The organism is Siphonobacter sp. BAB-5385, assembly GCF_002261125.1.
Lineage (GTDB): Bacteria > Bacteroidota > Bacteroidia > Cytophagales > Spirosomataceae > Siphonobacter.
On sequence record NZ_NMPS01000038.1, the window covers coordinates 38,593 to 51,926 of the forward strand.

Below are 13,334 nucleotides of genomic sequence, written 5' to 3' on the forward strand. Positions count from 1 at the left end.
CCTGTACTACAGAAAGGCTCGTTTCAGGTACTAGGATTATTACTTTCTTAAAATGGGCATCGACATGCAGTGCGAGCCGCCGCGAGCCCGGGATAATTCGGCACTGGGTAACAAAATAAACGTGTCCGTCAGGGTTTCGGGCGAGCTGAGGCCTTTTTCAAATTCCTGGATCAGATCCGCAGCCCGAATAATCCGAAAGCCTTTCTGCCGAAACGCTTCCAGTGTTTTATCGTTCCGGTCGTAGCCAATCACTACGCCTTCTTTTAGTGCTAACAGGTTACAAGAGTCGGTCCACTGCTCGCGGGCTCCGTAAGGGAACTCGTTATTTCCCGAAAAAATGAAGGTAACCTCCTCTTCGCGACAGCCCAGATCTTCTACGCTAATCTGCGTGAGCAGTTCCTCCAGGCTGGCGAGTTCTTTGGGCGAAGTACCATCTTTATAGAACTGAACAATCTTCACATCTTCGTCCGCTTTGGGCGGAATGAGTCCGCTCATGGTCGGGTCAATCTGATCCTCCGCGTGCCGACCCTGTTTCAGTAGCGAGCCGAGCACGACCCAGACGTTTTTCTTGACCTGCGTACAGACCGTGTCCAGGTGCATGTAATCCCGCTTGAATGGAATCCGGACGACCGTAATTTTATCAACTACATTTTTTTCGAACAGAATCTTGATCGACTGCTGAGCCGCAAAAACGGTCGTTCGCTCTGATACCCCAATGACGAGGTGATTGGGAGCCACCATCATCACATCCCCGCCTTCGAGCGTGGTCTTGTTGTAATTTTTCTCGTTGTCGGGCAGGAGAAAGTACAACTCATTGTCGGGCAACTCGATGATTTTTCCGCGTAGGGGTTCAAAAATCGGGTGCGTATAGAAAATGTACTGAGCCAGCAGAGCTTCGCGGGTACGGGCCTGTTTAGCCGGTTTGTTCAACAGCAAATGGTCATTGATGGTGATGCCAATATCCCGCGTAAAAATAAGATTGGGTACGGGAGAAAAGAGCATTTCTCCGCTGGGTGTAGTCCCCGAAATCAGCGTTTTCGCCAGGTCTACGGGCGATAACTCATTTAATTCGGCCTGGGTACTGTACCACTCGTGCTCTACGGCACAAATCGCCGCAATGAGCTTGGTCTTGATGGCTTCCTGTTCCAGAATATCGGCCAGTAGTTTCTGGAACTCAATGACTTTGTCGGAATTGAAATACTCCGAGTGATCGGGTTTATAGAAGGAACGTTTCGGATCGGCGTCAATCTGGGCAATCTTTCCCTTTACTTTTTCCGGATCCAGAAAGTACAGTAGAATTTTTACGTAATAATCGTACTCATCTTTCCGCATGGTATCCAGATGAACGATATCCTCGAAAAGCCAATCCTGAGCTTTGGAAGGTACCACCTTCCCTAACCCGGAATCGGGACTGTGAATGAGTAGCCGCTGAAGCGTGCCTACTTCACTGGCGACAAAAATGGGTTGCATACGGTTTACTAGTTTGGGGTTTTACTCGGGAGTTGCTATCAGCCCATTGCGTCCGTAAACGCGGGCTTTGTTTGCCTATTCATCGACCATTCTCCCCGCAAAACTTGATTACTCGGCCCGCAAGATAGAGGCTTCCCGGACACTTCAAAAACAAGAAATTCGGCCTTTCGTGCCAAAACAGGCCCTATTTCGTTTAAACCCAGAAAAAATTTTCAAATCCCTTTTTCTTCCCTTTCGCAAAGAGAACCAATCCGTTGAAAAGCAAGTTATCCCTTCATAGACAGCATTCTTTTGCGGAAGAACCTGTACCTTTGCACTTTGAAACATTTACCTTGACATAGCAGCTATGCTTAAAATAGAGAACCTTCAGGCATCCATTGGAGAGAAGCAGATTCTGAAAGGCATCAATCTCGAAGTGAAACCCGGTGAAGTTCACGCCATTATGGGACCCAACGGCTCGGGCAAGAGTACGCTGGCCTCTGTACTGGCTGGACGCGAAGACTACGACGTAACCGGAGGCACGGTCCAATTTGATGGCAAAGATCTGCTGGAACTGGCTCCCGAGGAACGGGCCGCAGAAGGCATTTTTCTCGCATTTCAGTATCCGGTAGAAATTCCCGGCGTTTCGACGACGAACTTTCTGAAAACGGCTCTTAATGAAATCCGTAAATACCGGGGCGAGGAACCCCTGGATGCCGTCAGCTTCCTCAAACGCATGAAGGAAAAGATGAAACTGGTCAATATCGATCAGTCTCTGCTGAGCCGTTCACTCAACGAGGGCTTTTCCGGCGGTGAGAAAAAACGGAATGAAGTATTCCAGATGGCGATGCTCGAACCCAAACTGGGTATTCTGGATGAGACGGATTCCGGTCTGGACATTGACGCCCTGCGTATTGTCGCTGAAGGCGTAAATACCCTACGCGATGGCGAGCGTTCGTTCATTGTCGTTACGCACTACCAACGCTTACTCGATTATATCGTTCCTGACTTCGTACACGTGCTTTACAAAGGCCGTATCGTGAAATCCGGCACGAAAGAACTGGCTCTGGAACTGGAAGAAAAAGGCTACGACTGGATCAAGGCAGAAGTGGATGCTCTGGTCTAACCCAAGCGTACGCTTTCGTCGAGTTTATTTCTAAACGTGTTATTCATTCGAATTCGTTACGAATGACGATCCACCAACTTTAATGACTACTCCGATTGATTTTAAAGCCCAGTTGATTGCCGAGTTTCAGTTGAATGAAACGCGTATGAACGGCGAAAGTCGCAGTTCGCTACACCAGCGGCGGCGGCAGGCCCTGACGCGTTTTGAGCAGCTGGGATTCCCAACGATCAAGCACGAAGAGTGGAAATATTCGAACGTTAAAAATCTGGTCAATCAGGCATTTAATATTACGCCGGTGGCCTCTATTACGGACGAAGATCTGGTTTCCCTCCAAATACCTAATCTGGCAGGAAATATTCTTTACTTTATAAACGGACAGTATCGGCCCCAGCTTTCGACGATCGTTTCGCCTTCGGAAGAAGTGGAGATTCTGCCCTTTACCGAAGGATACAAAAAGTATCCCGAACTGGTAGAAAAACATTTTGCCCAGTACGCCGACGATTCCAAAGATGCCTTCACGGCTCTGAATACGGCGTTTGCTCAGAATGGAGCGTTCATTTACGTACCCAAAGGCAAAGTGGTTGAAACGCCGATTATTCTTCGTTTCATTTCCGATGCCCGTACCGAGAATGTAGCCATCCAGCTCCGTAACCTGATTATCGTTGGGGATCGGGCGGAGGTAAAAGTGGCGGAATCGTTCCGTACGCTGGGTGAGTTTTCTTCCTTTACCAATACGGTGACCGAAGCCTTCGTGGGCGAAGAAGCTCATTTCGATCACTACAAGGTTCAGGACGAAACGCAGAAAGCCTATCACATCGGCACTACGCAGGTACAACACAGCCGGGCCAGCCAGACGCACGATACGACGGTAACGCTCAACGGCGGCTGGGTACGGAACAACCTGAACCTGGTCCTGAACGGTGAACACGTAGAAGCTCACCTGAACGGTCTGTATCTGCCCAACGGCAGACAGCACATCGATAACCATACGCTGGTTGATCACGCCATGCCCAATTCGTACTCGAACGAATTGTACAAAGGCATCATCTTTGATCAGGCTACGGGTGTTTTCAACGGCAAAATCTTCGTACGCGAGGATGCTCAGAAAACCAATGCCTACCAGAGCTGTAAGAACGTACTAGCTTCCCCTGAAGCTACGATGAATACCAAGCCCCAGCTGGAAATCTACGCCGACGACGTGAAGTGTTCGCACGGTACGACGACGGGTCAGATGGACGAAGAGGCTCTCTTTTACCTGCAATCCCGCGGAGTTCCCAAAGAAAAAGGACGGGCTCTGCTGATGCTGGCCTTTGCCGAAGACGTGGTCGAACGAATCAAAATTCCGGCCATTCGCGAGTACCTGGAAAATGCCCTCGCCAAGAAAGTAGGCGAAGTGTAATCTATTGGCATACGGTAACAAACGGACCGAAACGATGGCTTGTGTTATTCACCCTTCGTTTCGGTCGTTTTTTTAGATTCGCTTTTTTCCGAAAGTGAATGCGTAGTTTCCACGCCCAACCGAAACTCTTTTCCTAAAATCTTGATTATATCTAAGATTGACGGAGAAACGATTCCCACCATGATGACCACAACCTCCACGATTCCTTTTGACATCAAACGCATACGAGCCGACTTTCCGATTCTGGATCAGGAAATCAATGGCCGTAAGCTGGTCTATTTCGATAACGCCGCGACTACGCAAAAGCCGATTCCGGTGATTGAAGCCTTGATGAATTACTACCGGGGTTACAATGCCAATATTCACCGGGGTATTCACACGCTGGCGGAAAAAGCGACGGCTGATTTTGAAGCCTCACGTCGGGCCGTTCGGGATTTTCTGAACGCTCCTTCGGCGGAAGAAATCATCTTCACGTCAGGTACGACCATGAGTATAAACCTTGTGGCTCAGACCTACGGACGGCACTTTCTCAAAGAAGGCGACGAAATTATCATTTCCGGACTGGAGCACCACTCCAACATCGTTCCCTGGCAAATGCTGGCGGGCGAAAAAGGCTTGACCATCCGGGCTATTCCTGTACTGGAAAATGGTGAACTTGATCTCTACACGTTCGAAGGTATGCTCTCTGAACGCACGAAGATTGTAGCCGTCAACCACGCTTCCAACTCCCTGGGAACGGTCAATCCCGTCAAGGAAATCATTGCCAAAGCTCACGCAGCCGGTGCCGTGGTTCTGATTGACGGAGCACAGGCCAGTAGCCACCTTGACATCGATGTGCAGGACCTGGACGCGGATTTCTACGCTCTTTCAGCTCATAAAATCTACGGTCCGACCGGACTGGGTGTGCTGTACGGAAAACGGGCTTTGCTCGAAGCCATGCCCCCCTACATGGGCGGTGGGGAAATGATCAAGGAAGTGACGTTCGAGAAAACAACGTACAACGACCTGCCCTACAAATTCGAAGCCGGTACTCCCAATATTGCCGATGTGGTAGCCCTGAAAGCGGCAATTGACTACATCACCAGCATTGGCAAACCGAACATCGCGGCTTACGAACATCAGTTGCTGCAATACGCGACCGAGCAAATTGGTCAGATGGACGGCATTCGGCTGATTGGTCAGGCGAAGGAAAAAATTTCGGTACTGTCTTTCGTACTGGAAGGCGTGCACCATCAGGACATTGGGATCATTCTTGATCAGCAGGGCATTGCCGTGAGGACGGGTCACCACTGTACGCAACCTGTCATGGACCGTTTCTGCATTCTCGGAACAACCCGTGCCTCATTTGCGATGTACAACACGATGGAAGAAATCGATAAATTAGTCGCCGGTTTGCAGCGAGTGAAAAAGCTCATGGCGTAATTTAGTTGATGGTTATTGGTTGTTCGTTGATGATTTCCACTGATTCGATCAACTTAAAACTACCAACCACTATCAACCAACAACTACCAGATATGACTATTAACGAAACCCAGGACGAGATCATCGAAGAGTTTGAATTGTTCGACGATTGGGAAGGGAAATATGAATACATCATTGATCTTGGCAAGAAACTGACGCCCCTGGACGAGCAGTATAAAACCGAGGATCATATCATCAAAGGCTGTCAGAGCCGGGTATGGCTCCACGCAGCACTGCAGGGCGACCGGGTTATCTTTACGGCTGACTCCGACGCGATTATCGTTAAAGGTCTGATTTCCATGCTGGTGCGGGTATACTCGGGTCACACGCCCGATGAAATTGTCAATTCGGACCTGTACTTCATGGAAAAAGTAGGTTTACAGCAACACCTGGCCCAAACCCGTTCCAACGGGCTGGCGTCCATGGTCAAGCAAATGAAAACCTACGGTCTGGCGTTTAGTGCCTTACAGAAGAACTGATTAGTCTTCAGTTTTCGGTTGGCAGTTTTCAGTTTATACGAGAAAACTGAAACGCAAGCTACTGAAAACTGAAAACCATAAACTGAAAACTAAAAATGACTGAATCCGAATTACGGGACAAGGTAGTAGCTGCCCTGAAAACCGTATATGACCCTGAAATTCCCGTGGATGTCTACGAGCTGGGTCTGATTTATGACATTAAAATCTTTCCGGTTAATAACGTTTATGTACTCATGACGCTGACCTCGCCGGCTTGTCCTTCCGCGGGTGAAATTCCGGGAGAAGTAGAACAGCGAGTACGCGAAATCGAAGGCGTATCCGACGTATCCGTGGAATTGACCTTCGATCCTCCATACAGTCAGGACATGATGTCCGACGTCGCCAAATTGGAGTTAGGATTCATGTAATCAGTTGTTAGTTTAGTGTTGTTGGTTATTAAGATTCTAACAACGATCAACTTCCAACTAATAACTATAATACGTCAACCAATAAAAGTCTAATCACTTAATAAATCATCAAGCAATGTCAATGTACCCTGCTGAATTAGTAATGCCGATGCGAATGGATATCGCGGAAGGTGGTTTCAAAGAATTACACACGGCTCAGGAAGTAGACCAAACGATGGCGGAAGCCGAAGAAGGTACTACGCTGGTATTCATCAACTCCGTATGTGGTTGCTCGGCCCGTACGGCTCGTCCCGGTGTGAAATACGCAGTGAATAACTCTCAGTTCAAACCCGATCGTTTAGCTACGGTTTTTGCGGGTGTGGACATGGAAGCTACGGCGAAAGTTCGCGAGTACACGTTACCTTATCCCCCTAGCTCACCCGCGATTGCGTTGTTCAAAGACGGTGAACTGGTACACTTTGTCGAGCGTCACCACATTGAAGGTCGTCCGGCAGAAGTAATTGCTCAGCATCTGGAAATGGTTTTCGAAGAATTTTGCAGCCCTGCTGAAGCCTAAGAAAATCAACGCCTCTGGCGGATAAAATAAAAAGTAGCCCTTCCGAGTTAATATCGGAAGGGCTTATTTTTGCTGGGAAGTGTTTAACTTCGCCCCATCCGCCCATTGGCAGGTCTATTACGCACGCATGAAAAAAATACGCGTCTTTTTCAGTACGCTCTGGAAAATCATTACGTTTCCCTTCGTCTGGATCTTTAGTAAGCTCTGGAGCCTGATTCGTATGCTGCTGGCACGAATCATCGGACAGCCCTATGTACGCTTCGAAACCAATGTATCCGACTTCTGGCTACACCGGGTTCGGGCTCCGTACCGGGCCTTCCGCCGCAAACATCCCTGGCCGGGTCGCATTGCCAGTTTTGGTATCAATCTCGTCGTACTGCTGTTGGTATACTGGTTTGTACTGGAAACGAACTTCCTGTACCTCACCGGCGAAACCCCCAGTACCGAAGAACTTGCCAACCCTGACCTGGCCGTAGCCTCCGAAATTTACACGGCGGATGGTAAACCCATCGGTCGCTTTTTCACCGAAAACCGTACCCCCGTACGGAACTTCGATGAACTTCCCAAACACATCGTCGATGCCCTGATTGCTACCGAAGATGCCCGCTTCTACGAACACGGCGGTATTGACTGGCCGGCCATGGGTCGTGTGGCATACGGAGTTCTTACACGTAATCAACGCGGCGGTGGTTCGACCATCACCCAGCAGGTCGCGAAAAACCTCTTTAAGATTCGTAAGAAGCAGGGCATTGGCCGTAAAGGTTTGCTTGGCTCCATTCCGGTTTTGGGTCTATTTGTCATTAAGTCGAAGGAATGGCTTACGGCCATGAAACTCGAACGACAATACTCCAAACAGGATATTCTGCTGATGTACTTCAATACGGTCGATTTCGGTTCCAACACCTACGGAATCCGGACGGCGGCCCGCGTGTATTTTGGCAAGCAACCCCAGGACCTGAGTGTACAGGAAGGTGCGGTACTGGTCGGTCTTCAGAAAGCAACAACTACCTATAACCCGTTCCTGAATCCGGAACGATCCAAAGAACGCCGGAATGTGGTACTCGCTCAGATGGCCAAGTACGGCTACCTGACCGCCGCTCAGTCGGATTCCATTGCAGGCCTTGATCTGGGCGTGCGTACCGACCGCGAAAAAGCCTTGCAGGAAGAAGAAGCGGTGGGTTACGAAGGCTATTTCAAGAAATACATTGCCGAAGCCGTGGCCAAATGGGCCGAGGCCAACGACGAACGCGTGGATTTGTACACCGATGGTCTGAAAATCTACACGACGATCGACTCCCGTATGCAGTCGGATGCCATCAAAGCTCTGGTTAGCAACATGCGGAAAACCCAGCGGGAATTTAAAGGTCACTGGGGCTCACGTAATCCCTGGATTTACGAGAATGGTCAGGAAATTCCCAACTTTCTGGACTCCGCGGCGAAACGCACGGAGGCCTACAAGGCCCTGGCCAAACGCTACCCTAATCAGCCCGATTCCGTCTGGTATTACCTGAAAAACAGAAAACATCCGGTACGCGTTTTTGCCTGGAATGACAAAGCCCGGACCGATGACGAACCGCAGATTACCCGTGCTGAACAGGAGTTTTCCTCACTGGATTCTCTGTCGTACTACAAACGGATGCTACAGGCGGGTATGTTCGCGATGGATCCCCAAACGGGCTATATCAAGGCCTGGGTGGGTGGTCTGGACTACAATTATTTCAAGTACGATCACGTACGACAGGCCAAGCGTCAGCCCGGATCGACCTTTAAGCCGATTATGTACTGCTCGGCGATTGATGGCCCCCGGAATTTGAGTCCCTGCTATCAGGTGAAAGATCAGCCCTTCACGAAAGTGTACGAGGAAAAGGGTGAAGTCAAAAAATGGTCGCCCCAAAACGCGGAAGGCTATTTCACCTATCGTGACATGACGTTACGCGAAGCCATGGCCCGTTCCATTAACTCGGTAGCCGCCCAGGTAACCGATCTGGTTACGCCCGATACGGTAGCCATGTACGCCCATAAGCTGGGCATCAAGAGCCGGATTCAGCCCGTTCCTTCGGTAGGTCTGGGCTCAGAAGACGTGTCTTTGTACGAAATGGTACAGGCCTACGCTACGTTCCTCAACGGCGGGTTCCGGATTGAGCCGCAACTCGTCATCCGCATTGAAGATCGCGATGGCGAAGTACTGGCCGACTTCAAAGATACCGCTGTGAAAAACCGTACGCAGGTCATTCGTCCGGAATCAGCTTTTCTCTTGCGTAACATGTTGCAGGGCGGTATCACGGGCGGTGGTACTTCTTCCCGACTGCTCTGGCAATTCAACCCCAAAGGCGTATCCCGGCAAACGCTGTACGATTCTTTTGGGGGTAAGACGGGTACCACATCCAACTATTCCGACGGCTGGTTCATGGGCGTAACCACCGATCTGGTAACGGGCGTCTGGGTCGGGGGCGATGACCGAAGTATTCACTTCAAAGGTCGACGCGGGGAAGGAGCCCAAACGGCCCTGCCGATTTATAAGGATTTCATGCTGCGTATTCTGAATAGCGGAGCGTATACCCTTAAACCATTCCCGACCGAACAGGAGTTGAATCTGATTGTTACGAAGGAATACAAATCCTGCCAGACCTGGTACGCTCCGATTCAAAGTGATACCACGAATTACTTTGAAAATGATTCGCTGGAAGATCTCTTTGCTCCCCCCATCGTGGAGCCCAGACCCGACAGTACCCTGAATTTTAATTAAACGCATGATTGATAAATATCAGATTTCCGAGTACTTCAAGGGCTTGCAGGATCACATTTGCCAGGAGCTGGAAAAAGCCGATGGGAAGGCCCAGTTCCGGGAAGATCACTGGGAACGTCCCGGCGGCGGCGGCGGTCGCTCACGGGTCATTGCCGATGGAGCCGTACTCGAAAAAGGAGGCGTAGGATTTTCCGCGGTATCGGGTGAAATCCATCCGAAGATGCGGGCTTCGCTGGGTGTGGAAGAAGGAACGGAATTCTTTGCTACGGGTGTTTCGATTGTACAACATCCGGTGAATCCGAATGTACCCATCATCCACATGAACGTCCGGTACTTTGAGCTTTCGACGGGAAGCTGCTGGTTTGGCGGGGGCATCGACTTAACCCCCCATTACGTCAACGAAGCGGATGCCCGCTGGTTTCATCAGCAATTGAAAGCAGCCTGTGACCGCTTTTCACCGGAGTACTATCCCAAATTTAAGAACTGGGCGGACGACTATTTCTTTTCGCCGCACCGCGACGAAACGCGGGGTATTGGAGGAATTTTCTACGACTATTTAAAACCCTCCGATACGCAGAGTAAAGAACACCTGTTTGCATTTACAAAGGCTATTGGCGAATCGTTTGCACCGATTTACACCAGCCTGATGTTGAAACATCGGGACGAGCCTTACACCGAAGCTCAACGCGACTGGCAACTCCTGCGGCGGGGTCGGTACGTTGAGTTTAATCTGGTCCATGACCGGGGTACCAAATTCGGTTTGGAAACCAACGGTCGTACGGAATCCATTCTCATGAGTTTACCTCCCCTGGCCCGCTGGGAATACGATCATCACCCCGAGCCGGGCAGTGCCGAAGCTCAGACACTGGCCTGGTTACGCAAGGGCGTAGACTGGGTATAGTCCTATTTCGTTTTTTTTAGAACCCCGGATTCATTCCTGCTTTAGGTAATGGATCCGGGGTTTTCCCTTTTTTGGCTTCCGTATTCTCTACAGTTCATTCTCCGTTTTATACACTTCAGCCCGTATTGCTGGCATCTGGTTCGGCTTGTTCTGGAATGGGCAGTAACGTTCAGCCATTTTTGTAAGGTCGCTGGCGGAAACCTCTCTATATAGGCCACTATCGCGTGAGATTGAATCCAGCGACTATTCCCCTGTTTCCTTCAACCTGAAATTGTTTTGTTTATCATGAAAGCCCTCAAAAAGTACCTTGTACTGGGACTGTGTACCCTTACGCTTACCGGTTCGCTGAGTAGTTGTGCCACCGTTTTCGGCGGACGCATTACCGATCATCAACGACGTAAACCGGGAGCGGGTGAACCCCAGCGAGCCGTTCGTACCGGTGCCCTGATTGCCGATATTATTTTATTCTGGCCGGGACTCATTGTTGATTTTGCCACGGGTGCTATTTATAAACCCAATCGTAACGTTCAGGCAGCTCAACAAACGCCGCCAACCGCCCAGCCCGCAAAAGCTTCTCGTTAGTTTTTTACGCTCGTCCCCCGTGTGTGAGGAAAGGATGAGTGGCGTATCCAGTCGCAAAACGTTCAACCGACAACCATTTTTACCTTCAACGATCTGATTTTATTCATTGCTGCATTGCCCGGATTCGTTACGGTGATAACTTGTAACGAATCCGGGCAACCGCTTTTGGGGCCCGTTTCTTTTCCTCAATGAACGCAATGAAATACGGTATCTTCCTGGCCGGTCTGGCGATGAGTGGTCAGGTGCTGGCTCAGACCCCTTCTTTAACCGAAGCTCAGGCTTCCCATTTAGCGAGCCTGCCCCTGCATTGTATCACGCAGGTACTCCCCAACAAGCCCAATCATACGTACGAATTTGAGTCGGATCTCCAACTGACGCCTCAGCAATTACACCCTTCCTTCTACGGTTGTCTGGACTGGCATTCCTCCGTACACGGGCACTGGATGCTGGTACGATTGCTGAAAACGTTTCCAACATTGCCGGAGCAGTCGGCCATTCGGGCTGTGCTGGATTCAAGTTTTCAGGCCTCACGCCTACAGGCGGAAGCGGCGTATTTCGATACTTACAAATTGGCGAAAGGCTTTGAGCGTACCTACGGCTGGGCCTGGTTGCTGAAACTAGACGAAGAGCTGCAAACCTGGAACGACCCGCAGGCGAAAGTCTGGCACCGGAATCTTCAGCCCCTCACGGCCAAAATCCTGACGCTCTGGAAAAACTTTCTACCCAAACAAACCTATCCGAATCGCACGGGCGTGCACCCCAATACGGCTTTTGGTCTGGTGTTTGCCCTGGATTACGCCCGCACCGTCAAGGATACGGCGTTTGAAAAACTGATCATTCAGCGAAGCAAAGATTACTACGGCGGCAATACCAACGCACCGGGTTATCAGGAACCCGACGGTACGGATTTTCTGTCGCCTTCGCTGGAAGTCTGCGATCTGATGCGTCGGGTTTTGCCGGCCAAGGATTTTCTGAACTGGTTCGATCGCTACTTAAGCAAGGAAAGTCTGAACACGGTGACCAAGCTTCCTTTCGTAAGCGACCGTACGGATTATTCCATCGTTCACCTCGATGGTCTTTGCCTGAGCCGGGCCTGGTGCATGAAGGGCATTGCTTCTGCCCTGCCGAAACAGGATAAACGTCGTCAGTTGCTGCTTGATAGTGCCAGCGAACACCTTAGTAAAACATTACCGCACGTGGCAGCGGGCAATTACGGTGGCGAACACTGGCTGGCTTCCTTTGCCGTATACGCGTTGAGTGTAGAGTAAATGATTCTATTTCGACAGACTGGCGGGTAAATCATATAGCAGCCAGTCTTTCTTACGGATAGAAGAAGCTTTGCTTTTCACCAATTTCACAAAATCGGCGATACCGATGGGTTCGTTGCCGTTCGGATGAATCAGAACGATACTCCCGTTCTGGGGTATTTGTCCTTTCGCCAGCCAGGCGTCGCTTCCGAGCGGTAACAAACCCAGCTTGAGGATTTCGTCGAAAATGGATCGGTCTGAAATCAGGCCGGGAAAGCGAAAAAAGATGGAAGGCAGTAATCCGTGAGTAATCATGGCCTGTTCATTTTGTAACACTTCATCCTGAATGTTTGTACCGTTTTTTAACAGGAAATTGCGGGTCAGGGGTAGCTTCGGATTGAAGTAGTGGTGAAAGGAATGGTTCACCCAGGTAATGCGTAAGTCACCGCGTTTTTCGAGGCTTCTCAGCCATTCCAGGTCATCTTCGTGGGTTTGAATCCAGAGTCCGGTAATGGTGATGGTAAGCGGGATGGGTTTCTCTTCGGGTTCGAAGGCGGCGATGAGGTCTTCGAATACGGAACGGGTTAACGGTTTATGGGAAGGACATAAATCCATCGTTAGACTAAAGCCTTTTTCGTTGACATTGGTACGTTCGATTCCAGCGTCCTGCAAAGGCCCCGCTCGTAGCTGCTCCTGCTTCAACGCCCGACCGTAAGCAGTACCCGCGATGGTACGGGAAACCGCCTGCGGTTCCAGCGGCTGTACGACCACGTCCGGTGCGATGGTTGTCTCCAGCGTTTTCGGATTGACCATCCAGTAATAGTTTTTTCCTTCCTGCTGCCAGCGACGTAACACGAGCTGACTATTGCTTTGTCCATTCCAGACCTGGTAGTTGGTCAGTTGACCATACGCCGTAGAGACGCTTAGTACCGATAGGGTAAAGACAGACCGAAGAAGTATTTTCATATCCTTGGGGAATTC

12 protein-coding genes are annotated in these 13,334 nt (G+C 50.2%); 10 read left to right on the plus strand and 2 right to left on the minus strand.

The window, feature by feature from the left end; all coding sequences use genetic code 11:
- Positions 1-39 precede the first annotated feature (39 nt).
- The gene (locus BWI93_RS03380) at positions 40-1,470 is read right to left on the minus strand and encodes an arginine deiminase family protein (RefSeq protein WP_094808756.1); all 1,431 of its coding nucleotides are present in this window, start codon (positions 1,468-1,470) and stop codon (positions 40-42) included.
- Between the two features lie 346 nt (positions 1,471-1,816).
- Here BWI93_RS03380 and sufC point away from each other — a divergent pair, with 346 nt between their 5' ends.
- The 10 genes from sufC to BWI93_RS03430 all read left to right on the plus strand — a co-directional run bounded on the left by sufC (position 1,817) and on the right by BWI93_RS03430 (position 12,374).
- Entirely contained in the window at positions 1,817-2,575 is a 759-nt protein-coding gene (gene sufC / locus BWI93_RS03385; RefSeq protein ID WP_094808757.1) for a Fe-S cluster assembly ATPase SufC, read from the plus strand.
- A gap of 82 nt (positions 2,576-2,657) precedes the next feature.
- Positions 2,658-3,974, plus strand: coding sequence for a Fe-S cluster assembly protein SufD (gene sufD, locus BWI93_RS03390; protein ID WP_094808758.1), 1,317 nt, complete (start codon positions 2,658-2,660; stop codon positions 3,972-3,974).
- Between the two features lie 180 nt (positions 3,975-4,154).
- Positions 4,155-5,396: a cysteine desulfurase gene (locus tag BWI93_RS03395; RefSeq protein ID WP_094808759.1), complete on the plus strand. Its 1,242-nt coding sequence runs from the start codon at positions 4,155-4,157 to the stop codon at positions 5,394-5,396.
- A 92-nt stretch (positions 5,397-5,488) separates the two neighbouring features.
- Positions 5,489-5,914 carry a SufE family protein gene (locus tag BWI93_RS03400; protein ID WP_094808760.1) on the plus strand — a complete coding sequence of 142 codons (426 nt, stop codon included), beginning with the start codon at positions 5,489-5,491 and terminating at the stop codon, positions 5,912-5,914.
- 95 nt (positions 5,915-6,009) lie between these two features.
- Positions 6,010-6,321 carry an SUF system Fe-S cluster assembly protein gene (locus BWI93_RS03405; protein ID WP_094808761.1) on the plus strand — a complete coding sequence of 104 codons (312 nt, stop codon included), beginning with the start codon at positions 6,010-6,012 and terminating at the stop codon, positions 6,319-6,321.
- A gap of 121 nt (positions 6,322-6,442) precedes the next feature.
- Complete coding sequence (locus BWI93_RS03410; protein ID WP_094808762.1) at positions 6,443-6,877, plus strand: BrxA/BrxB family bacilliredoxin; 435 nt, start codon at positions 6,443-6,445, stop codon at positions 6,875-6,877.
- Between the two features lie 127 nt (positions 6,878-7,004).
- Positions 7,005-9,623 (plus strand): penicillin-binding protein 1A, encoded by a 2,619-nt coding sequence (locus BWI93_RS03415; protein ID WP_094808763.1) that lies wholly within the window; start codon positions 7,005-7,007, stop codon positions 9,621-9,623.
- Between the two features lie 4 nt (positions 9,624-9,627).
- Complete coding sequence (hemF, locus tag BWI93_RS03420) at positions 9,628-10,524, plus strand: oxygen-dependent coproporphyrinogen oxidase (protein WP_094808764.1); 897 nt, start codon at positions 9,628-9,630, stop codon at positions 10,522-10,524.
- A gap of 285 nt (positions 10,525-10,809) precedes the next feature.
- On the plus strand, positions 10,810-11,106 hold the full coding sequence (locus tag BWI93_RS03425; protein ID WP_094808765.1) for a hypothetical protein: 297 nt from the start codon (positions 10,810-10,812) through the stop codon (positions 11,104-11,106).
- A 197-nt stretch (positions 11,107-11,303) separates the two neighbouring features.
- Complete coding sequence (locus BWI93_RS03430; RefSeq protein WP_094808802.1) at positions 11,304-12,374, plus strand: DUF2891 domain-containing protein; 1,071 nt, start codon at positions 11,304-11,306, stop codon at positions 12,372-12,374.
- A 6-nt stretch (positions 12,375-12,380) separates the two neighbouring features.
- On the opposite strand, the gene BWI93_RS03435 is transcribed toward BWI93_RS03430, so the two are convergent.
- Positions 12,381-13,319, minus strand: coding sequence for a polysaccharide deacetylase (locus tag BWI93_RS03435; RefSeq protein WP_094808766.1), 939 nt, complete (start codon positions 13,317-13,319; stop codon positions 12,381-12,383).
- Between the last annotated feature and the right edge of the window lie 15 nt (positions 13,320-13,334).

Excerpts from the sequence above, each read along its gene's own strand:
- BWI93_RS03435 (WP_094808766.1), bottom strand. The coding sequence starts at position 13,319 with ATGAAAATACTTCTTCGGTCTGTCTTTACCCTATCGGTACTAAGCGTC.
- BWI93_RS03395 (WP_094808759.1), top strand. The coding sequence starts at position 4,155 with ATGATGACCACAACCTCCACGATTCCTTTTGACATCAAACGCATACGA.
- BWI93_RS03380 (WP_094808756.1), bottom strand. The coding sequence starts at position 1,470 with ATGCAACCCATTTTTGTCGCCAGTGAAGTAGGCACGCTTCAGCGGCTA.
- BWI93_RS03415 (WP_094808763.1), top strand. The coding sequence starts at position 7,005 with ATGAAAAAAATACGCGTCTTTTTCAGTACGCTCTGGAAAATCATTACG.
- sufC (WP_094808757.1), top strand. The coding sequence starts at position 1,817 with ATGCTTAAAATAGAGAACCTTCAGGCATCCATTGGAGAGAAGCAGATT.
- BWI93_RS03405 (WP_094808761.1), top strand. The coding sequence starts at position 6,010 with ATGACTGAATCCGAATTACGGGACAAGGTAGTAGCTGCCCTGAAAACC.
- BWI93_RS03425 (WP_094808765.1), top strand. The coding sequence starts at position 10,810 with ATGAAAGCCCTCAAAAAGTACCTTGTACTGGGACTGTGTACCCTTACG.
- BWI93_RS03430 (WP_094808802.1), top strand. The coding sequence starts at position 11,304 with ATGAAATACGGTATCTTCCTGGCCGGTCTGGCGATGAGTGGTCAGGTG.
- sufD (WP_094808758.1), top strand. The coding sequence starts at position 2,658 with ATGACTACTCCGATTGATTTTAAAGCCCAGTTGATTGCCGAGTTTCAG.
- hemF (WP_094808764.1), top strand. The coding sequence starts at position 9,628 with ATGATTGATAAATATCAGATTTCCGAGTACTTCAAGGGCTTGCAGGAT.
- BWI93_RS03410 (WP_094808762.1), top strand. The coding sequence starts at position 6,443 with ATGTACCCTGCTGAATTAGTAATGCCGATGCGAATGGATATCGCGGAA.
- BWI93_RS03400 (WP_094808760.1), top strand. The coding sequence starts at position 5,489 with ATGACTATTAACGAAACCCAGGACGAGATCATCGAAGAGTTTGAATTG.